Origin of the sequence: Rhodococcus sp. 05-2255-3B1 (assembly GCF_002258545.1) — a bacterium.
Lineage (GTDB): Bacteria > Actinomycetota > Actinomycetes > Mycobacteriales > Mycobacteriaceae > Rhodococcoides.
The window spans coordinates 302,432-324,149 of the sequence record NZ_NOZC01000018.1 but is presented as its reverse complement, the minus strand read 5'-3'; the positions used below and the strand labels follow the sequence as shown (position 1 = coordinate 324,149).

The 21,718-nt window shown below is 63.1% G+C and carries 29 protein-coding genes; 12 read left to right on the top strand and 17 right to left on the bottom strand.

From position 1 onward, the window contains the following. Window positions 1–137: 137 nt before the first annotated feature. Complete coding sequence (locus tag CH249_RS28385) at window positions 138–263, bottom strand: hypothetical protein (protein WP_256988285.1); 126 nt, start codon at window positions 261–263, stop codon at window positions 138–140. 61 nt (window positions 264–324) lie between these two features. Between CH249_RS28385 and CH249_RS12040 the strand changes: the two genes are divergently transcribed. Next, window positions 325–1,788 carry a PLP-dependent aminotransferase family protein gene (locus CH249_RS12040; protein WP_094683510.1) on the top strand — a complete coding sequence of 488 codons (1,464 nt, stop codon included), beginning with the start codon at window positions 325–327 and terminating at the stop codon, window positions 1,786–1,788. After that, window positions 1,788–2,423, top strand: a complete 636-nt coding sequence (locus CH249_RS12035; RefSeq protein ID WP_094683509.1) for an N-acetyltransferase — start codon at window positions 1,788–1,790, stop codon at window positions 2,421–2,423. The genes CH249_RS12040 and CH249_RS12035 overlap by 1 nt, the downstream gene beginning before the upstream one ends. Before the next feature lie 38 nt (window positions 2,424–2,461). Here CH249_RS12035 and CH249_RS12030 read toward each other — a convergent pair whose 3' ends face one another. From CH249_RS12030 to CH249_RS12005, 6 genes are all read right to left on the bottom strand, one after another. Further along, a complete protein-coding gene (locus tag CH249_RS12030; protein WP_094683508.1) occupies window positions 2,462–3,262 on the bottom strand; it encodes an ABC transporter permease in 801 nt (266 codons plus the stop codon). Then, the gene (locus tag CH249_RS12025; protein ID WP_094683507.1) at window positions 3,259–4,200 is read right to left on the bottom strand and encodes an ATP-binding cassette domain-containing protein; all 942 of its coding nucleotides are present in this window, start codon (window positions 4,198–4,200) and stop codon (window positions 3,259–3,261) included. The genes CH249_RS12030 and CH249_RS12025 overlap by 4 nt, the downstream gene beginning before the upstream one ends. A 15-nt stretch (window positions 4,201–4,215) precedes the next feature. Further along, the gene (locus CH249_RS12020; protein ID WP_094683542.1) at window positions 4,216–5,058 is read right to left on the bottom strand and encodes a DUF4097 family beta strand repeat-containing protein; all 843 of its coding nucleotides are present in this window, start codon (window positions 5,056–5,058) and stop codon (window positions 4,216–4,218) included. A gap of 77 nt (window positions 5,059–5,135) precedes the next feature. Further along, window positions 5,136–5,624: a histidine kinase gene (locus CH249_RS12015; protein WP_094683506.1), complete on the bottom strand. Its 489-nt coding sequence runs from the start codon at window positions 5,622–5,624 to the stop codon at window positions 5,136–5,138. A gap of 103 nt (window positions 5,625–5,727) precedes the next feature. Next, window positions 5,728–6,114, bottom strand: coding sequence for a YdeI/OmpD-associated family protein (locus CH249_RS12010; RefSeq protein WP_256988284.1), 387 nt, complete (start codon window positions 6,112–6,114; stop codon window positions 5,728–5,730). An 89-nt stretch (window positions 6,115–6,203) separates the two neighbouring features. Then, window positions 6,204–6,671: an SRPBCC family protein gene (locus CH249_RS12005; protein ID WP_094683504.1), complete on the bottom strand. Its 468-nt coding sequence runs from the start codon at window positions 6,669–6,671 to the stop codon at window positions 6,204–6,206. Between the two features lie 99 nt (window positions 6,672–6,770). On the opposite strand from CH249_RS12005, the gene CH249_RS12000 reads away from it, so the two are divergent. Both CH249_RS12000 and CH249_RS11995 read left to right on the top strand, forming a co-directional pair. After that, a complete protein-coding gene (locus CH249_RS12000) occupies window positions 6,771–7,379 on the top strand; it encodes a ClpP family protease (RefSeq protein WP_032396141.1) in 609 nt (202 codons plus the stop codon). Beyond that, the gene (locus CH249_RS11995; protein WP_094683503.1) at window positions 7,376–8,002 is read left to right on the top strand and encodes a ClpP family protease; all 627 of its coding nucleotides are present in this window, start codon (window positions 7,376–7,378) and stop codon (window positions 8,000–8,002) included. Before CH249_RS12000 ends, CH249_RS11995 begins: the two co-directional genes overlap by 4 nt. On the opposite strand, the gene CH249_RS11990 is transcribed toward CH249_RS11995, so the two are convergent. The 4 genes from CH249_RS11990 to CH249_RS11975 all read right to left on the bottom strand — a co-directional run bounded on the left by CH249_RS11990 (window position 7,960) and on the right by CH249_RS11975 (window position 10,348). Further along, on the bottom strand, window positions 7,960–8,262 hold the full coding sequence (locus CH249_RS11990; RefSeq protein ID WP_032396143.1) for a helix-turn-helix transcriptional regulator: 303 nt from the start codon (window positions 8,260–8,262) through the stop codon (window positions 7,960–7,962). The two genes, CH249_RS11995 and CH249_RS11990, sit on opposite strands and share 43 nt — an antisense overlap. A gap of 45 nt (window positions 8,263–8,307) precedes the next feature. Further along, complete coding sequence (locus tag CH249_RS11985) at window positions 8,308–8,745, bottom strand: protein-tyrosine phosphatase family protein (RefSeq protein WP_032396144.1); 438 nt, start codon at window positions 8,743–8,745, stop codon at window positions 8,308–8,310. 20 nt (window positions 8,746–8,765) lie between these two features. Continuing rightward, entirely contained in the window at window positions 8,766–9,437 is a 672-nt protein-coding gene (locus CH249_RS11980) for a class I SAM-dependent methyltransferase (RefSeq protein WP_094683502.1), read from the bottom strand. A 62-nt stretch (window positions 9,438–9,499) separates the two neighbouring features. Next, window positions 9,500–10,348: an alpha/beta fold hydrolase gene (locus CH249_RS11975; protein WP_094683501.1), complete on the bottom strand. Its 849-nt coding sequence runs from the start codon at window positions 10,346–10,348 to the stop codon at window positions 9,500–9,502. A 55-nt stretch (window positions 10,349–10,403) separates the two neighbouring features. Here CH249_RS11975 and CH249_RS11970 point away from each other — a divergent pair, with 55 nt between their 5' ends. Both CH249_RS11970 and CH249_RS11965 read left to right on the top strand, forming a co-directional pair. Beyond that, entirely contained in the window at window positions 10,404–10,775 is a 372-nt protein-coding gene (locus CH249_RS11970; RefSeq protein WP_094683500.1) for a MerR family transcriptional regulator, read from the top strand. Window positions 10,776–10,838: 63 nt separating this feature from the next. Then, window positions 10,839–11,747 (top strand): phosphotransferase family protein, encoded by a 909-nt coding sequence (locus CH249_RS11965; RefSeq protein ID WP_218828434.1) that lies wholly within the window; start codon window positions 10,839–10,841, stop codon window positions 11,745–11,747. On the opposite strand, the gene CH249_RS11960 is transcribed toward CH249_RS11965, so the two are convergent. Beyond that, window positions 11,741–12,151 carry an SRPBCC family protein gene (locus CH249_RS11960; RefSeq protein ID WP_256988283.1) on the bottom strand — a complete coding sequence of 137 codons (411 nt, stop codon included), beginning with the start codon at window positions 12,149–12,151 and terminating at the stop codon, window positions 11,741–11,743. The two genes, CH249_RS11965 and CH249_RS11960, sit on opposite strands and share 7 nt — an antisense overlap. 160 nt (window positions 12,152–12,311) lie before the next feature. Between CH249_RS11960 and CH249_RS11955 the strand changes: the two genes are divergently transcribed. After that, complete coding sequence (locus CH249_RS11955) at window positions 12,312–12,983, top strand: TetR/AcrR family transcriptional regulator (RefSeq protein WP_094683498.1); 672 nt, start codon at window positions 12,312–12,314, stop codon at window positions 12,981–12,983. Continuing rightward, window positions 12,980–13,912 carry a TIGR01777 family oxidoreductase gene (locus CH249_RS11950; RefSeq protein ID WP_094683497.1) on the top strand — a complete coding sequence of 311 codons (933 nt, stop codon included), beginning with the start codon at window positions 12,980–12,982 and terminating at the stop codon, window positions 13,910–13,912. Before CH249_RS11955 ends, CH249_RS11950 begins: the two co-directional genes overlap by 4 nt. 19 nt (window positions 13,913–13,931) lie before the next feature. Here the strand turns inward: CH249_RS11950 and CH249_RS11945 are convergent, their stop codons facing one another. From CH249_RS11945 to CH249_RS11935, 3 genes are read right to left on the bottom strand one after another with little or no spacing between them, the layout of a single operon-like run. Further along, on the bottom strand, window positions 13,932–14,687 hold the full coding sequence (locus CH249_RS11945; protein ID WP_094630199.1) for an SDR family NAD(P)-dependent oxidoreductase: 756 nt from the start codon (window positions 14,685–14,687) through the stop codon (window positions 13,932–13,934). Beyond that, window positions 14,684–16,237: a long-chain fatty acid--CoA ligase gene (locus CH249_RS11940; protein WP_094683496.1), complete on the bottom strand. Its 1,554-nt coding sequence runs from the start codon at window positions 16,235–16,237 to the stop codon at window positions 14,684–14,686. The genes CH249_RS11945 and CH249_RS11940 overlap by 4 nt, the downstream gene beginning before the upstream one ends. Before the next feature lie 11 nt (window positions 16,238–16,248). After that, entirely contained in the window at window positions 16,249–17,373 is a 1,125-nt protein-coding gene (locus CH249_RS11935; RefSeq protein WP_094683495.1) for a DUF5938 domain-containing protein, read from the bottom strand. Window positions 17,374–17,619: 246 nt separating this feature from the next. Between CH249_RS11935 and CH249_RS11930 the strand changes: the two genes are divergently transcribed. Then, a complete protein-coding gene (locus CH249_RS11930; protein WP_094630196.1) occupies window positions 17,620–18,258 on the top strand; it encodes a TetR/AcrR family transcriptional regulator in 639 nt (212 codons plus the stop codon). On the opposite strand, the gene CH249_RS11925 is transcribed toward CH249_RS11930, so the two are convergent. Then, window positions 18,252–19,460 carry a citrate synthase gene (locus CH249_RS11925; protein WP_256988281.1) on the bottom strand — a complete coding sequence of 403 codons (1,209 nt, stop codon included), beginning with the start codon at window positions 19,458–19,460 and terminating at the stop codon, window positions 18,252–18,254. The two genes, CH249_RS11930 and CH249_RS11925, sit on opposite strands and share 7 nt — an antisense overlap. A gap of 89 nt (window positions 19,461–19,549) precedes the next feature. On the opposite strand from CH249_RS11925, the gene CH249_RS11920 reads away from it, so the two are divergent. Further along, window positions 19,550–20,686, top strand: coding sequence for a citrate/2-methylcitrate synthase (locus CH249_RS11920; RefSeq protein ID WP_094683493.1), 1,137 nt, complete (start codon window positions 19,550–19,552; stop codon window positions 20,684–20,686). Here CH249_RS11920 and CH249_RS28740 read toward each other — a convergent pair. Then, window positions 20,638–20,952 carry a hypothetical protein gene (locus CH249_RS28740; RefSeq protein WP_369597424.1) on the bottom strand — a complete coding sequence of 105 codons (315 nt, stop codon included), beginning with the start codon at window positions 20,950–20,952 and terminating at the stop codon, window positions 20,638–20,640. The genes CH249_RS11920 and CH249_RS28740 overlap by 49 nt on opposite strands. Between CH249_RS28740 and CH249_RS11915 the strand changes: the two genes are divergently transcribed. Both CH249_RS11915 and crcB read left to right on the top strand, forming a co-directional pair. Then, window positions 20,852–21,307 (top strand): CrcB family protein, encoded by a 456-nt coding sequence (locus CH249_RS11915; protein WP_373453548.1) that lies wholly within the window; start codon window positions 20,852–20,854, stop codon window positions 21,305–21,307. The two genes, CH249_RS28740 and CH249_RS11915, sit on opposite strands and share 101 nt — an antisense overlap. Beyond that, window positions 21,304–21,675 carry a fluoride efflux transporter CrcB gene (gene crcB, locus CH249_RS11910; protein ID WP_094683491.1) on the top strand — a complete coding sequence of 124 codons (372 nt, stop codon included), beginning with the start codon at window positions 21,304–21,306 and terminating at the stop codon, window positions 21,673–21,675. The genes CH249_RS11915 and crcB overlap by 4 nt, the downstream gene beginning before the upstream one ends. Window positions 21,676–21,718: the final 43 nt, after the last annotated feature.

Sequence of the window (21,718 nt, the reverse complement as noted above, 5' to 3'; positions counted from 1 at the left end):
GAACCCTGATCCCGCTCCCCCCCCCGGATTTCGCAAACGCGCGCGCGTTCGCCAGGTGCGCGCGAAACAGGCCCGGATTGGTGGCAAGACCGCACGCGTCTGACGAATGCGCGCGCGTTTGTCGAGGCGCAGCCGACTCAGTCGACGTCGATTCGACTACGCGGCGGCCCGGCGGGCGCGCTTCTTCCACCCTCGCGCAGTGCGACCACAGTCCACCCTGCGCCCACCATGGACAGGATCAATACAGCTCCAATTGCGATCATGAACCAACAATGGACTGCTTTCGGCCGAAAATGTGCAGTCCAGTGTGCAAGAGTGGCATGCATGGACTCGTACGATGCGACCGCGATCTCGGCCCCGGAATTGGCCGCACGGATCGGCCCGTCGACGTTGCGCAACCGATCCGGTGGCCCCCTCTACCTCGAGATCGCCGACGAGCTGCGTCGGCTCATCGAGAGCGGTGAGGTGTCGGCTCAGACGCGGCTGCCTGCCGAGCGGGCGCTGTCGATCAGTTTGGACGTCAGTCGGGTGACGGTTGCGTCGGCCTATCGTCATCTTCGGGAGAGCGGCTGGATCAGCGCCCAGCGAGGCTCGGGTACCTATGTTTCCCCGACGGGTTCGCTACCGTCCTGGGGATCGCTGGCCGGCGACCGGGAGACTGCCAATTTGGAGTTCGTCAACGCGTCCCCCTCGGCCTCGCCTCTGTTGTCCGATGCGTACGGCGTTGCGGCAGAGAAGATTCGAGATCGTTTCTCCCTGGGTGGCTACGCTCCGTCCGGTTTGTTCGAGCTCCGCGAAGCCATTGCCGCGTACTACCGAGGGCGTGGAGTACCGACCACGGCCGACAACGTTCTCGTCACCTCCGGTGCCACCGACGCCATCCACGCGGTGTTGGCCACGTTCACCGAGCCCGGTGCCAGGGTGCTGGTGGAGCACCCGACGTACCCGGGTGTCGTCGAACTCGTTCATTCACTGGGCGGGCGCTGCATCCCGGTTCCCATCGACCCGGACGACACCGACGAATTCGTGACATCGGCAGATCGAGCCACTCGACAGAGCGCTCCGACGCTGGCGTATTTCATGCCCGACTTCTCCAATCCGTCCGGCGCGCGGCTGCCCCTCCGAACGCGCCGACAACTGTCTGCCACCATGCACCGCCACGCGGTGCTGACGATCGTCGACGAGGTCGCAGCTGATCTGTCTCTCGACGGGTCGCCCGATATCGAACCGTTCGGAGCCGCAACTCCGGATGTTGCGACGGTGACGATCGGGTCGACGAGCAAGACGGTGTGGGGAGGGCTGCGAGTCGGCTGGGTTCGAGCCGAGGCAGGTCTGCTGACGAGAATCGCCGCAACCTATGCGCGACGACAACTTTCGGTGTCCGTCATCGATCAGCTGGCTGCTACGGAGTTGCTCGGTAGATACGACGAGGTGCGTCGGGTGCGCGCGGAGGCGTCGAGAGTTGCTCGTGATCACACCGTCGCGTTGATGCGTGATCAACTACCGGACTGGCACTTTCGAGTGCCGAACGGAGGCCTGGCGTTGTGGTGTTCCCTACCCGACGGCATTCGATCCAGTGCGCTGGTCGCGGAAGCTCATGCTCACGGCCTGTTGCTGGCACCCGGACTGCGCTTCGGAACGGGCTACGCCTTCGACGATCGTCAACGCATTCCTTTCACGCGGTCACTTCCCGACATCACCTCGGCTGTGGGCATTCTCGCTGGCCTGTCCTCGGGGATCGGCCCGGCGGCGGCCGTCGCGTCGAGCACGCCTGCTGCGGTGGTGTGATGAGGCAGCTGGACTACGTCGAGGGCTGGGTCCACGGTTGGGCCCACTCGCGAGTCACATCGGCACCGGTCGAGATCGAGGGCGGCTGGGCGATCGACACCGGTATGACGCGAGAGTCTCGTCGATACGTCTTGCACACACCGACCGCCGAGCAGGTCGAATCGATTGTCGAGAGCTCACCACCGCCGTATGCCTGCATCAAATATGTGGGGGGACCATCGTGGGAATCACTGTTTTCGACAGGATGGGTCAGGACCGATCCTGCGTGGTTCATGCTGCGAGAGATCACTGTGGCCGCCGCGGTAGCGGCACCCGACGGCTATGACGTGCGAACCGTTCAGGCGTCGGATACGTTGCTGACGACGGAGATTCGTACCACTGCCGGAGAGTTGGCTGCGCGCGGGCAGATCGGCTTGGGTCAGGTGTTCGTGGTGCCGGATCAGATTGTGACCGAAGATTCACATCGCCGCCGTGGCCTGGGCTCGGTCGTGATGAATCACCTCGAGCAGGGTGCACTTCGAGCCGGCAGAACGCGTGCAGTTCTCGGTGCTACGTCGGACGGACGAGCGCTCTACACCAGACTAGGTTGGACAACCGCTGCGGAATTGACCGGCTACTACCATCGTCCCGGGTAGCGGAGGCTACGACCACTGGCCTCAGGGTGCAGTAGGTCTCAGCGCACCGACTTCTTCTCGTAGATCGCCATCGCCCAGACGTACCCCGCCACTGTGATGAGCGCGCACCAAGCCAGTGCGAGTGGCAGATTCGTGCCCATCGGCTCCCCCGCCAACAGTCCGCGCAGGGTTTCGACGAACGACGTGAACGGTTGGTAGTCGGCGAACCATCGCAGTCCTGATGGCATCGTGTCGGTCGGAACGAACCCACTTCCCAGAAACGGTAACAGCAGCAACAGCATCGGTAGGTTGCTCGCGGTTTCCACCGACTTCGACGCCATACCCATCGCCACCGCGAGCCAACTGATCGCGAAGGCTATGAGCAGCACCATTCCCAGAATCGAGACCCATTGCAGAGGATTGGCACTCGGTCGAAAGCCGACGGCAAGACCCACTGCGAGCACAACCACCACTCCGAGAACGGCCTGCACCGTGTTGCCGAGAACGTGGCCTGCCACAACCGCTGCACGCGAGATCGCCATCGTCCGGAAGCGCGCGGTGATGCCTTCGGTCATGTCCATTGCGACGGTGGTCGCCGTTCCACCGGCGGTACCGGCAATCGTCATGGCGAGGATGCCCGGCATCACGTACGGCAGATATGCAGACCGTCCGGCGTCTGGGTCCACACCGGGCAAACCTGCGCCCAGGGTTCCTCCGAATACGAAGACGAACAACATCAGGAACACCACTGGCGCGCCGATGACGAACATCGTCAAGCCCGGATATCGCCGAATGTGCAGAAGACTGCGGCGCAGCATGGTGATCGAGTCACTCATCACGTATGTCGTTGCAGTTGTCATGATTCGACCTTGCTGTCGGCCCGGCCGGTCAATGCCATGAACACGTCATCGAGGTCGGGGGTATGGATACTCAGGTCGTCGGCCGCGACGCCCGCCGCATCCAGCCGACTCAACACGGCCTGCAGAGTGCGGACGCTTCCGTCGGTCGGTACCGACAGCGCCAGACCGTCGGCGTCGACGACCGCATCGCCGAATGCGCGGGTTGCGTCGTCGAGCGTCAGGACATCGGCGAAGCGCAATCGGATGTGGCCGCCAGGTATGCGACGCTTCAGCTCGTCCGGGGTACCGTCGGCAACGATCCGGCCGCCGTCCAGAACTGCGATCCGGTCAGCGAGTTCATCTGCCTCATCAAGATATTGGGTGGTGAGCAGCACGGTGGTGCCGTCGGCAACGAGGGATCGCACGATATCCCACATGGAGCGTCGGCTGCGTGGGTCGAGGCCGGTGGTCGGCTCGTCGAGGAAGATGACGCGCGGTGGGGCGACGAGGGTCATGGCTAGATCGAGCCGTCGCCGCATGCCACCCGAATACGTGGACAACGGCTTTCTACCGGCCTCGACCAGATCGAACTGCTCGAGCAGGTCTGCGACGCGCGGCTTGGATCGCTTCGGTCCCAGATGCCGGAGTCTGGCCATCAGCATCAGATTTTCCTCGCCGGTCAAGAGGTTGTCGACCGCCGAGAACTGACCGGTCAGACCGATTGCTGCACGAACGCCGTCGGGATTGCCGACAACGTCGCAGCCTGAGACTGTTGCCGAACCACCATCCGGCGCAACGAGAGTGGACAGGATATGGACGGTCGTGGTCTTGCCTGCCCCGTTGGACCCGAGCAGAGCGGTGACGGTACCGGCGTCGACGGTGAGATCGACACCGTCGAGTACACGTTTGTCGCCAAAAGACTTTCGCAGTCCGCGGACGTGAATCGCAGATGTATTCATGGGTGCCTGTCCTTCTCAGCTGTGCCGGACGGCAATGTCGCCGTATCGCGTTCGAGCGCGAATCGTCACGCTCTCTTCCGTCTCGTCGGGTGCGCCTTCGGGCGTGAGTTCGTTGCGGACGTGACCGTCCTTGGACGACAGATCGAGCCACGCGGGCACACCGCGCCGGACACCGACGGTGACCTGCCCGTATCCGCTCTCGACTTGGATTGCGCCACTGGTTACTTCGTGGAGAGTGATGCTGCCGTACGCGGTCTTCGCGCTCACTCCGCCGAGCGACTTCTCGACATCGAGATCGCCGTAGGAGAGCTTGGCGTCGAGTTCGGTGCCCGACTCCCGCACCATAATCGAGCCGTGCGACGCCTTGAGCACTGCATCACCGACGACCGTTCCGAGTCGAATCTGGCCGTGGTCGGCGGTGATATCGATGTTGCCCAGTGCCGTACTCACGGTCGCGTTACCGTGCCCGGCGCGCACCCACAGGTCCTCTGCCGAATCCACTTCCACCGGTCCCATCGCGCTCTTGATCCGTACGGCACCGAGATCGCCCACGGTGCGGAGGCCGCCGGCTGCAACCTCCGCAGTGAGTCGAGATCCCTGCGGTAGTTCGACTTTCACCTCGACGGACTCTGTCGGTCCGAAGAAGCTGATACGCGCCTTGGGGCCGATGACGGTGAGGCGCTCGCCGTCGAAGTCGACCTTGGTGTTCTCGGCCCCCTTACGATCGACGGCTTTGGACGGGTTGGTGGGAGTGACGGTCACGACGGTGTCGGCACGTTCTGTAGCAACGACGTCAATGCTCCCGACCTGCAGATCGATGGCCAGGTCGATCGGCGTCGGAGTAGCGAATTCGGGCATGGCGATGCCTCCTACGGGCATGGTTGTGACACTCTGCTCGGCGCAGAGTTATTGAAAAGCTTTGTTGGAGCCGACGATCAGCGCGCCCAGCCGGCGAAGTTGTCCCCGGTACGAACCGTTCGTTGCGCGGCACGGCGTTGTTTGGGTTGAAGAGCGGTGGCGACGGCTCGCACCAACCAGGTGTTCACCGACATACCGTCCGACGCCGCGGCCTCGTCCACCCGCGATTTGAGCGCGTCCGGCAGTCGAAGAGTGGTGCGGGATGTGCTCGTGTCGTCCAGTTCGATGCTGGGAGGGGTTTGTTCGTCGTCTTCCGGTTCCGAGACAGCTGCCGCCACGACGAATTCGATCTCACGTCCACGGAGCCTGATGTCCACGGAACCAGGGGCAAGGTCGCGGTTGATGTCTCCTACCGCGTCCGACAGCACGTCGAGCATCACCAGACGCGTTGCCGCATCCATGCCGTCGACGAGTCGTTCAGCAGCGGCACGAGTGTTCTCGTCTCCGGTTGCTGCCGACTCGACCAACCGACGTTGGAGGTCGTTGACGTACTGCCCAAGTTCCATGCATCAAGAGTGACACCACAGTGGTGTCACGTCAAGCCCTGATGGTGTCACGATGGGCTGGCACCGCCGCCTGTGGCGCTCTCCCGGCGGGCAGGACGTGGCCTCAGGGCCGAAGGGATTGGACGATTGCCGTGATGCGCCGCTCGCGGGTGTCGTCGCGTTTCGCGTCGGCGACGGAGCGGGCGTGTTCTTTTCGTGTCGACGGTGCCAGCGCATCGAACGCTGCTCGGACGGCGGGATCCGCGTCCAGAGCTGTCGCCAACGCAGGCGGTACCTCGATCACCTGCGGCTGGTCGTCCAACTCGATGATCACGTCGACGGTGTCACCGGCCTCGACGCCGAGTGTGGCGCGAACGCTCTTGTTGAGCCCGAGCAGATTCTCGCCACCCATCCGGCCGATGCGACCGCGCACAGTTTGCCCACCGATCGTGAACCGAACCGGCGGAGTCTTGGTGGAACCGAGGGACGCGACCTGCTCGTCACTGAGCACGATCGCTGCCGCGGGGCCCGTGATTCGAGGACCGTCGACACCCGCAGAACCGTTGCTGCCATGCGGACAGGCTATCCGTCGATGGCCAGTCAGGCCCCGGCTTCCACGATTCGCTTGATTGCCGCCAGGGTCCGAGGGATACCGTCGAGTGCCGCCTGGCTACGAGTGTCGATTTCCTTCTGCGCGTCGTCGCCGAACTTGCGGTGAAAGTGCGCGATACCGCCCGGCAGGAAGTTCCAGTTCTCGGTCAGGCGTGTGCCACCGTCCACGGGCTCGAGGGTGTAGCCCCAACGGACGAAGTTGTCGCCCACCACCCACGCGAACTCGCAGCCGGGTTCGGCTGCCGCCACTGTCGACACGGTCTCCCACGTGCGGCCCGGCACCACGTTCCGGCCGGTGAAGGTCGATCCGACGCCACCGCCGTCGGCCTCGTTCCACCAGCACTCCTGGCAGATCGGGCTCCATTCTCCTGTTCGGGTGATGTCGGAGACGACGGCGTACACGTCGTCGACCGGCGCAGCGACGACAATGGATTCGGAGAACTCGAGTGCAGTCATCTCACCATTGTCCCTCCACGTACAACGAAGCTGTGAGCAGAGTCGCTGCCCACAGCAGAAGCACTGGAGTGCAACCGGATTCGGACGCAGACTCGAATCATGAGCGAATCACCTCGAATGTTCCCGCCCGAACTCCGCAATCAACTTCTCCGCCATCGGGTTCTCGTGCTCGACGGTGCCCTCGACGACGACAACGGCACCGTCCTCACCACTCACCTGCTGACGTTGGCGGCCGAGAATCCCTCCGCCGACATCGCCCTGTGGATTCACTCACCGGGAGGGTCGGTTCCCGCGATGCTCGCCATCCGCGACGTGATGCACCTCGTACCCTGCGACGTGTCGACGCTGGCACTCGGATTGGCCTGCAGCGCTGGTCAGTTCTTACTGTCGTCAGGCACGCGCGGTAAGCGGTATGCCCTGCCGCATTCTCGAATACTGATGCACCAGGGGTCCGCCGGCATCGGTGGGTCGGCCGTCGAAGTCGAGGTGCAGGCCAACGATCTGCGGCATACCCGAGATACGGTTCTCGGCCTCATCGCCGACGACACCGGGCAAACACGCGAGCAGATCTTCGACGACTCTCTGCACGATCGCTGGTTCACCGCCGAGGCTGCCCGCGAGTACGGGTTCGTCGACGCAATCGTCGACTCGTTCGATCAGGTCATGCCTGCGCGACGGGTGTCGTTCGGAATGGAGTTGGCACGATGAGCACGTACACGATTCCCAATGTCATCACGCGAGATGCGCGCGGCGAACGCGTCGTCGACGTCTATTCGCACCTGCTCAGTGAGCGCATCGTCTATCTCGGTACCGGAATAGACGCCGGTGTGGCGAATGCGATGATCGCACAGCTGCTCCACTTGGAAGCCGACTCCCCCGACCAGGAAATCTCGATGTACATCAACTGCGAGGGCGGTGACACGGCTGCCATGCTCGCCGTCTACGACACGATGCAATTCATCGGATCACCCGTTGCCACAACATGTGTGGGCCAAGCGGTGGCGGCAGGGGCGGTACTGCTCGCGGCGGGAGCACCGGGGCGACGCTCGGCGCTGACCCACAGCCGGGTGGTGCTGCATCAGCCTGCGGCGCAGGGCCGAGGGACCATCCCCGATCTGATTCTGGCTGCCGACGAGGTGGTTCGAGTACGAGCCGAGATGGAAGCAATTCTCGCGAAGCACACGGGACGCGACGTCGAGAAACTCCGCCACGACACCGACCGTGATCTGGTGTTGACGGCACCGGCTGCGCGTGACTACGGCGTCGTCGACCAGGTACTCGAGGGTCGTCAGGCAGCCATCAAGGTCGCGTCGCCGCGGGACAGGTCGTGATGCGCCAGGCCTGAGATCTCCGCCATGGACGTGCCCAATGCACCGACGACGGCCGCAAGAATCTCGCTCGACGGATCCTTGCGGCCGCGTTCCAGCTCCGACAAGTACTGCGGCGCAATGCCTGCCCGGGCAGCGGTATCGGCCAGAGTGTCACCGCGAGCGTGTCTGCGCTCGCGTAGCCTTCGACCGACTACTTCGCGCCACAACGGTTCCACTGCGCGTGCTGCTCGACGCTCATCGATTCGTATCACCTCGCCCATGATCGGAGCCTAGGCCTCGATTCCACGACGGGTCGGCAATTCTGCTCAGAGCAGAGAGCCCGGCTTCACGAACGTCTTCGCAAAGCGCTTCTGCCAGGGCGTTTCCATGGCCCGAGGCGAGTATTGTCGCCGAACGTAGTCGATGGCCGCGTCGCCGGGCAGACCGTCGAGCGCGACGAGACACGCCAATGCGGTGCCAGTTCGTCCGACACCGCCGGTGCATGCAATCTCGACTCTCTCGGTTGCGCAGCGTCGCAGCACTTCTCGAAGCACGACCTCGAGTTCTTTCGAGTCGGACGGGAGCCAGAAGTCGGGCCAACGAACCCAGCGACTGTCCCAGTCGAACCCGCCGGGATCCTTGCCCTGCAGGTAGACCCCGAAATCCGGTGAAGGTCCGTCAGGCATCGGGTCACGCAAGGCGCGTCCACGAACTACGCTGCCCGACGGCAACTGGAGCACGCCCGGGCTGTGTGCGTCCCACATCCGCCGCTCAGGGTCGAAAGTCACCTGCGTGCACCCGGTTTCGTCCACTCGATCGTGTGTCGAAAACCTATACGGTGTTGCATCATCGCACCCGGTAGCAACTTGTCGACCATGTCCTCGATCTCGTCGAAACTCACCACGGGGTCCTTGACCGGGAACTGTGGCGGCGGTGCTGTCACCGGGCTCGGCCATGGGTGGTGCAGAAATCCGATCAGGGGATTGGTCACGATGGAGACCGAATCCCACAGCAGATCTCGCAGGCTTCGCGGTGGTGCGAGCCCGACGATGAGCGCCCGCCCGCCCGGCGCAAGTATTCGTTCGACATGACGCAATGCGTCGTCCATGTCGAGGTGATGCAGGACGGCGACCATGGTCACGAGATCGATCGAATCGTCTGCCCAGGAGTCGAGTTGGCGATCAGTGATCGACACATTGTTCAGATCGGCAGAGGTGACCTCTGCGATTCGGCGCATCTCCGAATCGGAGTCCACCCCGGTGACCTGATCGAAGTTTGAGGCCAACGCACGCACGAGACCGCCTCGTCCACAGCCCATGTCGACTGCTCGGATACGCCGGTCCGGCAGATTCGCCAGAATCCAGCTGTGAAAGTAGTCGTTGTGACTCCACGGGTGTCGCTCGTTCAGCTCCCGAACCCACTGGGCCCCTCTGCCTCCGATAAGGGACGTTCGCATTCGTCTCAGCACCACGAGTTCAGTATCCGTCAGGCGCGGCGATACGGCCTCGCCCACTCAGGTCAACGCAACCACGCGTCCAAGGCCTGTTGGACGAGTGCTGGAGCTTCGAGCGCACTCAGATGCCCCACACCCGGGAGGGTGATCACAGGCGATCGACCCGGCACCAACTGTCGCAATCGATATGCCTGTTCGACGGGAATCCAGGGGTCCTGTCGGCCCCATCCGATGGAGGTGTCGCAGCGGACTCGGGGAAGCGCGTCGACGATCGGTCGCGTGTCCTCGGGCCGCAGTTCGGCGATCTGTCGGTAGAAGGCAGGCTGTCCCTCGTCGGATATCCAGGGTTCGGTCAACATCGCGACGATGTTTGGGTCCAGCCGATGATGCGCTGCTCCGGCAATGTATTCGGAGACCAACGCAGTGTGCAGGGACGCCGGCAACGCAGCGAAGACCTCACTGTTGTCCGCCACGAGCCTGAAGAATTCGGACCCCCACGGATCCAGGGTCACCACGTCCCACAAGAACAAACTGCCGTAGTCGCATCCGTGTATCAGGTGGGCTCCCAGAGCGACAGCACCGCCGATATCATGCGCGACGACGAAGGGCCGCTCCAACTTCCAGTGCTCGAGCAACGTCGCGAGCCGCGACATCTGCGTGGCCAGGTCGGTCTGCACCTGAGGTCCCTGCGCGGAGCGGCCGTATCCGGGCATGTCCCACAGGTAGACCCGATGACCGACGCCGAGGTGGCGGGCGGCCTGCGCCCAGACCTGCGCCGACCAGGGAGTTCCATGGCAGAACACGACGTCAGTGGATGGTGCGTCCGACTCGGGGGTCAGCTCGTAGGTTGCGACCTGATCGCCGCCCACGGACACGAAGACGGGCTCCGGTAGGTCGAATCTGTCGGTCGTCATGGCGATGACCTTAAAACTTCAGGTCGACCTGAAGTCAACGTGAGAATATCGGTGGGTGAAGATTGGAGAGGTGGCGCGGGAGCTCAATGTTCCGACCCATGTCCTCCGACATTGGGACGACGCCGGTGTTGTTGTGCCCGAGCGCCTACCGTCGGGCCACCGCGACTACAGCGAGGAGCATGTACGACGACTGCGGGTGTTGCGAGCCTGTCAAGGCGTTGGCATCAGCTTGGCCGACATTCGCCTGATACTTCACCGAGGCGAGCCCCAACGAACGTCGGTCATCGAAGAACATCTGACGCGAATACGACGGCAACAAGCCCAACTCGACCATGCCGAGCGCTTCCTCGAGCACGTCGTCTCGTGCACACACGATCTGCTCACCCGATGCACGCAGTGCAGCGACTACTCGACCGTCTCGAAGTGAGATGGTGTCACCGTGAGCGGAACCGAATCATTATCGACTGTAGGTCCGCTCGCTCGTGCGTGGGTGAATCGAACTCTCGACGCCGGAGAACGAATCATCGATGTCGAGCCAATGTCCGGCGGTATCACCGCAGAGATGCGGAAGCTGACCATCTGGACCACCGCTGGATTCAGCCGGAACCTCGTGTTGCGCACCTATACAGAACCAGCCAGTTTGCAGCACGCACAGGACTCGTTGGAGCGAGAAAGCGCGGCTCTGACAATGCTTTCGGGGTCGGTCGTGCAGGCTCCCGAACTGTTGGCAGTCGATGCCACTGCTGCTCATTGTGAGTACCCGTCGCTCCTCATGACCCATCTGCCGGGTTCGACGGTTCTCTCCGAGGCGGGCGTGGCCGAGCGGGTTCCGCTCCTTGCTCGGCAACTCGTCGCCATTCATGCAGTGAATGCCGATCCCAGACCCCGCGAGTACCAGACGATGACCACTGCAGACACCGTCGTGGTGCCCGCACGAGCCGACGCGGAAGTATGGGCCGCCGCGATACGCGTCTTACGCGGGCCTGTGCCGACATACGACGGACGAGTACTACATCGAGACTTCCAACCCGGCAATGTTCTGTTCGACGCATCGCAGGACGCCACGCCTCGAATCACCGGGGTCGTCGACTGGGCGGGGGCATCGCGGGGGCCGACGGACCTCGACGTGGCGCACTGCTCGACCAATCTCGCTCTACTGCACGGGCCGCAGTGGGGAGCGCGGTTTGCCTCTGCCTACGAAGAGTCCGGTGGCGTACTCTCCGAAAACACACGAGCGCGCCAGTATTGGCGCGTGCGCGACGCACTGGCCTGCTCAGAAGAGGTGCAGTTGTGGTCCGCCCCGTGGCGCAAAGCGGGCCGCGTCGACTTGACGCCGCGACTCGTGGAAGATCGATTGGACGCGTACATCTCGATGCTGATGGACGCGCGCGGTCACTGATCTTCCAACACCTGCGCGAGTCGCTTCAGGTCCTCGGCGACCGTTGCGAGATCGCGCTCGAATTCTTCGTCGCTGAGTTCGATTTGACGCACCGTGAACAATACTTCCGCGCCGTTCGGATGACTCAGTACTCGAACGGGATTGTTCACCACGGTCCCCGACGGCAACGTGACGTCATGGTCGAGGACGCCGAGGTCGTTGTGCGGCACGAAGCGTACTGTCACCTGCCCCATCGGCGATTCGGCGATCAGTCGATCGCCGTCGATGGTCACTGGCGTATTCGCCAGTCCTGTCGCCCATGTGGGTAAATTCGCGGGATTCACCGCAAACTCGTACACCTCGTCGCGTGTACGCCCTATCACTTGGCTCACATGCCGGCTTGCCACCACGGGTTCTCGGTTCATAGCAGCGACCCTACGACGACGGGCCGCGGCGTTCCGGCGAAAATCAGACCTGTTTCGAAGTCGTGGGTGCACGCGAACCTGGTCTTACACGTGGGTCTTGAACATGTTCAAAGTTAGGACTACGGTCAATTTTGAACACGTTCAGAAATGAGGTGCATCGATGGCTCGCACGTCCGAGACTCGCGACAAGGTGGTGGAGGTAGCTCTACGCCTCTTTCGCGACGAAGGGTTTCAAGCGACCACCATGCGTCGCATCGCCGACGAAGCAGGCGTCTCACTGGGTAATGCCTACTACTACTTCGCCGGCAAGGACGAGCTGGTCAACGAGCTGTACATGGTGATCCAGCGCGATCATCGCGAGCGCGCCCTCGGCATCATCGTCGAGGGCGGATCACTGTCCGAAAACCTCGCTGCCGTGCTGCATTCCGGGCTCGACGTGATGGAGCCTTATCACGCCTTCGGTGGCTCCTTCCTGCAGCTGGCGTTGCCCACGAGGTCCAGTTCCAGTCCGTTCTCGCAGGAATCGTCCGACGCCAGGTCCATGGCCATCGACCTCATGCGAACCACCTTGGAAACGTCGAAGCAGAAGGTTCCGACGTCTCTGAAAGACGTGCTTCCACAGCTGCTCTGGATGATCTACATGGGTGTCACCCTTCACTGGGTCACCGATTCCTCGGACAACCAGGCACGCACCCGCACATTGGTCGACGGGCTCGTACCAGTGGTTGCCAAAGCCGTACGCCTCGCTCGACTCCCGGTGGCGCGGGGGTTGGTCACCGACGTGGCCGGCTTGTTGAAACGAATGACGTCCCCAGAAGGGCTCGAACAATGAGTGATTCACCATCGACCGTCGTCCTGTGCGGTGCCTCCGGCTACATCGGCGGCTACTTGCGTCGATACTACGAAGATCATGGCATTCGCATCAGGACCGTGGGCCGCGGAACATCCAGCGACGCAACGTGGTCCGACCATCGCAGCCTCGTCGATGTGCTCGACGGTTCCGATCTGGTCGTCAATCTCGCCGGCCGCTCGGTGAGCTGTCGCTACAACAAGGCGAACGCGGACGCGATCATGTCCTCGCGCATCCAGACGACGGCTCGACTCGGCCGCGCCCTAGCGAACGTGCCCAACGCACCAGATCTGTGGGTCAATGCGAGCACCGGCACCATCTATCGCGATTCGCGCGACAGGCCGATGGACGAACGATCCGGCGACATCGGGTCGGGATTCTCCGTCGAAGTCGCCCGCGCGTGGGAGCGGGAGCTGTTCGATGCCGAAGTGGCCATTCGCAAAGTGGCGCTTCGGATGTCGATCGTGCTGGGTGCAGGCGGCGGGGCGATCAATCCGATCATCGACCTGGCCAGGGTGGGGCTCGGCGGCACAATGGGTGACGGCGGCCAGATGTTCAGCTGGGTACATGTCGCCGACGTGGCGCGCGTCCTCGATCACCTCTACGACAACACTGGCATCTCCGGCCCGGTCAACGTCGCCACTCCGTTCCCGGTGACCAACGAGGAGCTGATGCGGCAGGTCAGGATCGCTCTCGGCCGCAGTCACGGTCTACCGACACCGGCATGGCTGCTTCAATTCGGTGCACGGGTGATCCGCACCGAGGCCGAATTGGTCTTGAAGAGTCGTTGGGTGGATCCACAAGTGTTGACGGGCAGCGGTTTCGAGTTTCGGTATCCGAAGCTGGACAGTGCACTGGCGGACATTGCGTCCGAGACGCCTCGAGGTTTGCTCCCCGTCGCCCTGGGATGACGACGGGGAACCCTCGAACCTAGACGAGCGACGCCGACAAGCCTCCGTCCAGGATGTAGTGGCTCCCGGTGATCCACGACGCCCGGTCGGAGGCGAGGAACAACGTCACTTCCGCGATGTCCTCCGGTGTGCCCAGCCGTCCCTGTTTGGCTTTGACGAGGTCACCGAACGGGATCTGGGTCGCGGCTTCGAAGTCCGGGACCAACCGGTCGACCATTGCGGTATCGGCAAATCCGGGGCACACCGCATTCACTCGCACTCCCGATGCGCGCATCTCGATGGCCGCGACGCGGGTGAGCTGGATGACTGCAGCCTTTGTCGCACAGTAGGACCCGAGCAGCGCGGTGCCGCCCACTCCGGCGAGCGAGGCGATGTTGACGATGTTTCCCTTCGACTCGACCAGTGCACCGATCGCGGCCTTCATCACCAGGAACGTGCCCTTGACGTTGACGGAGTAGATCTTGTCGAAGCTCTCCGTCGACTGCTGGAGCAGCGGCGACGACACTTCGATTCCCGCGTTGTTGATGACGATGTCGAGTCCGCCGAGAATCTCCACGGCCTGCGCCACCGCACTCTGCACCTGACTCTCGTCGGACACGTCGCAGTTCGCGATACCGGCGGCACCGATCTCCTCGGCCGCCTTGGCTGCTGCGCCTTCGTCGATGTCGCTGACGACGACACGAGCACCACGCTCGATGAACATCTGGGAGATGGCTTTTCCGATGCCGGCTCCGGATCCGGTCACGAAAACTCGCTTGCCCTCGAACTCGGTCATGGTGTGCTTCCCTTCGATGATGAGTGAGACATGGTGCTGCGTATTTCGGTCTTGAGGATCTTTCCCACTTTCGAGCGGGGAAGGTCGGTCCAGATCTGAATCTGTTTGGGTGCCTTGATGCTTCCGATTTTCGCCTTCACGTGTGAGATCAGATCCTCGTCCGACGCGTCCCGGCCGGGTCGCAACATGACTGCTGCGGTGACGCGTTCGCCCCACTTGTCGTCGGGCAGTCCGACGACGGCGCATTCCTTCACCGACGGATGCGAGAGCAGGGCCTGTTCCACCTCGGCCGAGTAGACGTTGAACCCGCCCGTGATGATCATGTCCTTGGCGCGGTCCACGACATACAGGTAGTCGTCGTCGAGGTACCCGATGTCGCCGGTGTGGTGCCACCCGTGGGCACCCACTTCGGCGGTGGCGTCGGGATTCTCGTGATAGCCCTGCATCACGAGTGGACCGCGAACGACGATCTCACCGCGCTCACCGCGCTCGACCAGTCCACCGTCGTCGTTCATGATCGCCACCGTGGTCAGGGGAGTCGGCTTGCCTGCCGAACTCAGTCGCTCGGTGGCGACCGTGCCGTCGCTGCGGAAATGATCGGCCGGAGCGAGCGTCGCGATCATGTTCGGCGCTTCGGTCTGGCCGAAGAGCTGTCCGAGAACCGGACCGATGCGGGTGAGGGCCTCTTCCAGTCGAGTCGGTGACATCGGCGCGGCCCCGTACCAGAGGCAGCGCAGCGAGGACAGATCCGTGACGTCGAGATCCGGATGATCGAGCACGCCGTAGATCACCGTCGGCGGCAGAAACGCGTGGGTGATCCCGTGTTTCTCGATGAGGGACAGGAACTTTCCGACGTCGGGAGCGCCCATGACCACAACGTGTCCGCCGAGACTGAGAATGGGAAACGTCAGCACACCCGCCGAGTGGGTCAGCGGTGCAAGAGCCAGGTACCGAGGCCGATCCCCGAAGGGATAACTCATGAGTGCTGTTGCCGTGGAGGTCATCATGTTCTCCTCGGTCAGCCTCACCCCCTTGGGTTTTCCGGTCGTACCGCCCGTGCCGGCGATCATGCACAATCCGTCCGCCGGTCGTCTCTCGGCAACAGAATCGGAACCGTGTTCAACGAGCCAGCTGTCGTACGAGAGCGCTCCCGGCACGTCGCCGTCCAGACAGACGAGCCATTCCAACCGAGGAAGCTGGTCGCGAATGCGACCGACGAGATCGGCGAACGCTTTCTGGAAGAACAGGAATCGGCAGCCGAACAGCTCGAACAGCTGCCGATTCTCGTCGGCTTCGTTGCGTGGATTGATCGGGCACCACACCGCCCCTGCCCGCGAGATCGCGAATACGCAGGTCAGCGCGAGCGGGTCGTTGGCGGAGAGCACAGCGACCCGGTCACCTGCCTCGATCCCGTTGTGCTGCAACGCTGCGGCGATGGCCACCGTGTCGTCGTACACCTGGCCGTAGTTTCGGGTGGTGTCACCGATGGTGAGACAGGGTGCGTCTCGGCCCAGTGACACACCCTTGTCGAGGTAATCGGACAGCCGCATCGGCCCTGTCCTCAGCTGTGTGCAGTGACGATGGGTTCGAGCACCAGCCCGAACGCGCGAAGCACGCCGAGCAGTTCTCGATGTCCGAATGCCTGGCAGCTCGAGGCGAATCCGACCTTCTTCGGCGGCCCCTGCAGCAGATGCGCCGCTGCGTAGGCGTTGAGCAGTGCAGTCTGCTTGTAGTTGCAGTTGCCGTGAATCACGGTGTGCACGCGACCGAGCGGTCCCGACGCGTAGACCGAATCGAGCGAGGTGTTGATGCGCGGGTTTTCTCGGGGAGGTGTCTCGCTTCGTACCGAGCCTGCCACCGTGTCGATGATCTGGTACTTCTCCGCATCGGACTTGCCCTCCATCTGAGCCATTGCGGCGGAGATGATTTGGGGCACCGCCAGCATGAGAGGCTTGTTCATGACGCCGCCGAGCGCCCGGGCGTTCGCTACGCGCGGATCGTTCTTGAACCACACCGGATGGGATGTCCCGCCCCACGGAAGCGCCAGGCCCAGGTCGTGCTGGCCGGGTACCACAACTTGCATCACGCCGTCGTCCGGCCATTCGACGTATTCGTTCTGCTCCAGGTAGTAGGCCTTGGAGAACGCGGCGTTGGTGAGGATCGTGTTCGTCGACGCGACCGTCGGGTGCCCTTTCCAGAAGACCTCGATGTCGAGTGTGTCCAGCCCCGGCGTCTCGAGGCAGATGTTTGCAGCGATCTCGCCGATGCTGTACATCTGTGCCAAACCTGGTGTGAGTACCAGGTTTCGGGATGCGAACTCGGTGCCGTACTTGGCCTCCGCGTCGATCATCCAGTCCTGCTCACCCGTGGTGTCGGTGTAGTGCGCGCCGATCTCGATGCACGCCTGCGCAACTTCGTGGCCGTATCGCGAGAACGGTCCGACCGTGTTGAGGACGATCTCCGCGCCCCGGAATGCTTCGGCGAGGGCCTCTGCGGTGTGTTCCACCTCGACGACGTCGTGTTCGACGGTCTCGATGCCGGGAACCACGTCGATGATGCCCTTGACTCGGCCTTCGTCGCGTCCGGCGGCCAGGAACGGAATGTTGTACTCGCGCAGGTATTCACAGATCAGTCGGCCGGTGTAGCCCGACGCACCGTAGACGACGACACGCTTGTCGGTTGGCATGGAAGGTCCTCTCGTGATCGGCCCGTCCGCACGGCGGACCGAGATGGGTTGAGACTGCGAGCACCGGAGGGGACGTGGCGAACATCCGCCCTTCTGACGTGTGCTGCGCATCACACTAGGATAGAATTTGTACATACGTCAAGCTTTTTCTTGACAACTGCCCAGGATTTGCGCGACGCCGACATCCCCAGATTGGCCGTCGGGCATACACTGGGTTGACGACCACGCGCGGAAAGGACCCGGACCATGACCCAGACCGCTGATCCGCGCGCGCGTATCGAAGAGCGAGCCCGCAACAAGTTCGAGTCCAAGCGGACCGAACTGGCCGAGGCGACACTGCACACGCTGGCCGAATTGGGCTATGCCCGCACGTCACTGCGGGAGATCGCGCAGAATTCCGAGTATTCGCACGGCGTTCTGCACTACTACTTCACCGACAAACTCGACCTCATCACGCACGCGGTTCGCCAGTACGAGGCCATCTGCGTCACTCGTTACGACGAGGTGGTGGCCAACGCGGCCGACGCCACCGGCTTGTACGCGGACTTCGAGGCGAAGTATTTCGCAACCCTGGCTGCGGACGCCGGCATTCATCGACTCTGGTACGACCTGCGCAATCAAGCCTTGTTCGACGGTTCGTTCCGCAACGACGTGCTCGAGATCGAGGAACGTCGTGAGGACATGATCTGGCGTGTGGTGGCTCGATACTGCGAACTTCGCGGCACTACGCCTGCACTCGACCAGGCCTCCGCCTACATCCTTCTCGACGGCATCTTTCAGCGCGCCCTCCTGCATCACCTGGCCGACAACACAGCCGAGGTAACCGCAGCGCGTCGCCAACTGCATGCTGCGTTCGCGTTACTGGATTGCCCGACGCCTCAGTAGGTTCCCGGCCGAGTCCCCGTGTAGATGCCGGGAACTCGAAAGCGCAGGGGCTCTTCGTCGTATTCTTCGAGGGCGTGTGCCGTCCACCCCACGATCCGGGCCAGTGCGAACAGCATCTCCGGCGTGTCCGCCCTGAGTCCGTAGGCGAGCGTGAACGTGGCGAGAGCGAAATCCGAGTTCGGAAAGGCTTCGAATCTGCTACTCACCTCCTCGATTATCGTGTCCGCAGCAGTGACCACCACGGGGTCCGCACCGTGAGCGGGGTCCCGAAGCAATCGCAGTATTTCCTCGGCGCGAGGGTCTCGGTCGGTGTAGATGACGTGCCCGAAGCCGGGCACCCGCTCCCCGGACCTCAATTGTGTTGCGAGAGCGCCTATCGGATCATCGATTGCCGTCGTCAGGAACCGGTGCACGGGATCGGCGGCCGAGCCGTGCAGGGGGCCGTCGATACAGCCGAGTCCCGCCGAGACTATCGAGTACAGATTGGCCCGGGTGCTCGCCGCAACCCGCACTCCGAGCGTCGACGCAGCCAGACCGTGGTCGGCCATCAGAACGAGCGCGGCCTGCAGCACCACCCGACCATTCGGATCGGATGTGTCGGACTTGATTGCGTCCCAGACCGATTCGGCGATCACAAGCTCAGAGGAACCACCACCGAGGGCTGCTGCGACCGTCAGCAGCAGCTGCCCTGCCTCGCGGACAACGGATGTGGATCCGGTGTCGAATCGCATCGGTCGGTAGGTGGAGGCGATATCGACGGCGATACGGATCCGATCGATGGACCGGCAATTCGGTGCCATCAGACCCAGCGCGTCTCGGCATCGTTGCACCACAACGGGATCTGCGACGAATCGCGTTGCGTCCAGTAACTCACCCGTCCACACGAAATGTGCGACCGACTCGAAAGTGCGTGAGCTGAGTTCGACCGCGTCACGCCCCCGGTAGTACAGATGCCCGTCATCGATCAGGGTGATCCGAGTCCGAATTCGTTCCACGGCACCGATGTCGGTGCGCCGAGCCGTGTCACGTCCTGCGAGGGCTTCGACCTCGTCTACGTCGAACACGCTCCCCCGCACTCCGGGAAGCCGAGTGCTGGTCAACAGACCTCGGCTGACGTAGGCGTACACCGTTTCCGGCTTGACGCCCAACCGTGCGGCGGCCTGCGCGGTGGTGAGCATGTTCCGACCGTCGGCGTGCGTCATGGCCGCCTTTCGTATTGACTCGATCAACATTGACAAGAATCAACATTAGCGCGGATCGTAGGGGTTGACCAGCGCAAAGGAGTGCAGCCATGACCGTTCTCGACGCCCCACGCGGGCTCCACAACGTCGTCGTCACCACCACATCGATCGGAGATGTACGAGGCGACGAGGGTTTCTATCACTACCGCCAGTACTCGGCGATCGACATCGCGCTACACATGACGTTCGAGGATGCATGGTTCCTCATGGTCGAGGGCCGGCTGCCGAGCGACCCCGAACGCGCCGAGTTCCTGCGTACGGTGGCACCACTGCGCGTGCTGCCGACGGACGTCGCCGCAGCCGTGAAGACGGTGGCACTGTCGGGTCCCGAGCAACCACTCTTCGCACTGCGGACGGTATTGTCGGGAATGGCAGGTGCTGTGCCGCTGTACGAGTCGTCGGAATCGGACAAGCGAACGACGGCGCTGCGGCTGTGCGCGATGACACCGACCATTCTGGCTGCGGTACACAGGATTCGGACCGGCCAGAATCCCATCGAGCCACGCGAAGATCTGACGACGGCGCAGAACTGGTTGTTCATGATCACCGGGCAGGTGCCCGAGAACGGCCACGCCCGAGCGATCGACCGATACCTCACCGCCACGATCGATCACGGGTTCAACGCGTCGACCTTCACCGCGCGAGTCGTGGCGTCGACGGGGTCGGACATCGCGTCCGCAGTGTGCGCCGCGATCGGTGCATTCGCTGGCCCATTGCACGGAGGTGCCCCGGATCGCGCCCTCGACGGGCTGGACGAGATTGCCGACATCGATTCCGCGGACGCCTGGGCACGAGCGAAAATTGCTGCAGGCGAGCGCATCATGGGCTTCGGCCATCCGGTGTATCGAACCGACGACCCCCGATCGGTGATGCTTCGCGATACGGCTCAGGAGTTGGGCGGCGACCTGATCGACAAGGCAGTGCAGGTCGAGAAGGTCATCACGGCTGCGCTGGCCGATCTGAAGCCGGACCGCAAGCTGTACGCGAATGTGGAGTACTACGCCGGCGTGGTCATGGAGCTGTGCGGAATTCCGCGTTCCATGTTCACCCCTACGTTCGCATGCAGTCGAATGGTGGGGTGGTGCGCCAATATCGTCGAACAGTCTCACGACAGCAAGATCATCCGGCCGATCGCCCGCTACGACGGCCCGGTGCCTTCGGCAGTGCCGCACCGCGGTGTGCCATGATGGGAACGCACCTCGGTGTGCAGCGGCGGTGGGGCTCGCCGTAACCGAACCTCGGTCTTCGCGCCGACAACAGTCCCTGTCTCGGCACTCGCATGTCCGCAGATAGGGAGCAGGTTGATGAACGATTTCGACGACAAGCACGGCGATACCGCGGCCGATCGGGCTATGCCTGTGGACCCGGACGGCGTCGAAACGGCGCGTCCTCTGCACGTACAGCCGGCGGCAATTGCCGCAGTTGCTCTCGGCGGTCTGATGGGCACCGGCATTCGCTACGGCGCGGAGTCGGCCTTCCCGTTCGTATCCGGTTCGTTCCCCTTCACCACGCTAGTCATCAACATCACCGGAGCATTCATCCTCGGGATGTTGCTCGAACGGCTCGCCTTGTCCGGACCGGACAGTGGCTGGCGACGCCGAATCCGATTGTGTATCGGTACCGGGGTACTCGGCTCGTACACCACCTACAGCTCGTTCGCTCTCGAGACTGTGGAGCTGCTGCGAGATCATCGCGCGGTGGCTGCCGCGTTGTACCTGAGCATCAGTCTGGTCATCGGTACGTTGGCGGCCGGTGCAGGCATCGTCGTCGCGCAACGGTTCGGTACCCACACGGAGGCCACGCGATGATCGCACTGTGGGTCGTTCTTGCCGGAAGTGCCGGTGCAGTCAGCAGATTCGTCCTCGACGGCGTCATTCGGTCACGACTGAAAACCGAGTTTCCCTACGCCACAGTGCTGATCAACATCACCGGGTCGGCCGTACTCGGCGTTGTAGCGGGGTTGGCGGCGTTCCACTCGGCACCGGAACAGGTGCAGGCCATCGTCGGCGTCGGATTCTGCGGCGGATACACCACTTTCAGTACCGCAAGCGTGGAGACCGTTCGCCTGCTCGAACGGCGTCGCTACGGTCTCGCTGCGTACAACGCGATCGGCACGGCGCTCGGTACCGCCGCTGTCGTTGGGGTGGCCATGGCCGCAACGATGTACGGCCGATGACCGTGCCGGAGCTCCGCATATTTGTTCTGTCAGTGCATAATTC

What these genes read in the sequence shown, in the direction of transcription:
- CH249_RS28385 (WP_256988285.1), bottom strand. Translation starts at nt 263, where the DNA reads ATGATCGCAATTGGAGCTGTATTGATCCTGTCCATGGTGGGCGCAGGG.
- CH249_RS12040 (WP_094683510.1), top strand. Translation starts at nt 325, where the DNA reads ATGGACTCGTACGATGCGACCGCGATCTCGGCCCCGGAATTGGCCGCA.
- CH249_RS12035 (WP_094683509.1), top strand. Translation starts at nt 1,788, where the DNA reads ATGAGGCAGCTGGACTACGTCGAGGGCTGGGTCCACGGTTGGGCCCAC.
- CH249_RS12030 (WP_094683508.1), bottom strand. Translation starts at nt 3,262, where the DNA reads ATGACAACTGCAACGACATACGTGATGAGTGACTCGATCACCATGCTG.
- CH249_RS12025 (WP_094683507.1), bottom strand. Translation starts at nt 4,200, where the DNA reads ATGAATACATCTGCGATTCACGTCCGCGGACTGCGAAAGTCTTTTGGC.
- CH249_RS12020 (WP_094683542.1), bottom strand. Translation starts at nt 5,058, where the DNA reads ATGCCCGAATTCGCTACTCCGACGCCGATCGACCTGGCCATCGATCTG.
- CH249_RS12015 (WP_094683506.1), bottom strand. Translation starts at nt 5,624, where the DNA reads ATGGAACTTGGGCAGTACGTCAACGACCTCCAACGTCGGTTGGTCGAG.
- CH249_RS12005 (WP_094683504.1), bottom strand. Translation starts at nt 6,671, where the DNA reads ATGACTGCACTCGAGTTCTCCGAATCCATTGTCGTCGCTGCGCCGGTC.
- CH249_RS12000 (WP_032396141.1), top strand. Translation starts at nt 6,771, where the DNA reads ATGAGCGAATCACCTCGAATGTTCCCGCCCGAACTCCGCAATCAACTT.
- CH249_RS11995 (WP_094683503.1), top strand. Translation starts at nt 7,376, where the DNA reads ATGAGCACGTACACGATTCCCAATGTCATCACGCGAGATGCGCGCGGC.
- CH249_RS11990 (WP_032396143.1), bottom strand. Translation starts at nt 8,262, where the DNA reads ATGGGCGAGGTGATACGAATCGATGAGCGTCGAGCAGCACGCGCAGTG.
- CH249_RS11985 (WP_032396144.1), bottom strand. Translation starts at nt 8,745, where the DNA reads ATGTGGGACGCACACAGCCCGGGCGTGCTCCAGTTGCCGTCGGGCAGC.
- CH249_RS11980 (WP_094683502.1), bottom strand. Translation starts at nt 9,437, where the DNA reads ATGCGAACGTCCCTTATCGGAGGCAGAGGGGCCCAGTGGGTTCGGGAG.
- CH249_RS11975 (WP_094683501.1), bottom strand. Translation starts at nt 10,348, where the DNA reads ATGACGACCGACAGATTCGACCTACCGGAGCCCGTCTTCGTGTCCGTG.
- CH249_RS11960 (WP_256988283.1), bottom strand. Translation starts at nt 12,151, where the DNA reads ATGAACCGAGAACCCGTGGTGGCAAGCCGGCATGTGAGCCAAGTGATA.
- CH249_RS11955 (WP_094683498.1), top strand. Translation starts at nt 12,312, where the DNA reads ATGGCTCGCACGTCCGAGACTCGCGACAAGGTGGTGGAGGTAGCTCTA.
- CH249_RS11950 (WP_094683497.1), top strand. Translation starts at nt 12,980, where the DNA reads ATGAGTGATTCACCATCGACCGTCGTCCTGTGCGGTGCCTCCGGCTAC.
- CH249_RS11945 (WP_094630199.1), bottom strand. Translation starts at nt 14,687, where the DNA reads ATGACCGAGTTCGAGGGCAAGCGAGTTTTCGTGACCGGATCCGGAGCC.
- CH249_RS11940 (WP_094683496.1), bottom strand. Translation starts at nt 16,237, where the DNA reads ATGCGGCTGTCCGATTACCTCGACAAGGGTGTGTCACTGGGCCGAGAC.
- CH249_RS11935 (WP_094683495.1), bottom strand. Translation starts at nt 17,373, where the DNA reads ATGCCAACCGACAAGCGTGTCGTCGTCTACGGTGCGTCGGGCTACACC.
- CH249_RS11930 (WP_094630196.1), top strand. Translation starts at nt 17,620, where the DNA reads ATGACCCAGACCGCTGATCCGCGCGCGCGTATCGAAGAGCGAGCCCGC.
- CH249_RS11925 (WP_256988281.1), bottom strand. Translation starts at nt 19,460, where the DNA reads ATGACGCACGCCGACGGTCGGAACATGCTCACCACCGCGCAGGCCGCC.
- CH249_RS11920 (WP_094683493.1), top strand. Translation starts at nt 19,550, where the DNA reads ATGACCGTTCTCGACGCCCCACGCGGGCTCCACAACGTCGTCGTCACC.
- CH249_RS11915 (WP_373453548.1), top strand. Translation starts at nt 20,852, where the DNA reads ATGCCTGTGGACCCGGACGGCGTCGAAACGGCGCGTCCTCTGCACGTA.
- CH249_RS28740 (WP_369597424.1), bottom strand. Translation starts at nt 20,952, where the DNA reads ATGCCGGTGCCCATCAGACCGCCGAGAGCAACTGCGGCAATTGCCGCC.
- crcB (WP_094683491.1), top strand. Translation starts at nt 21,304, where the DNA reads ATGATCGCACTGTGGGTCGTTCTTGCCGGAAGTGCCGGTGCAGTCAGC.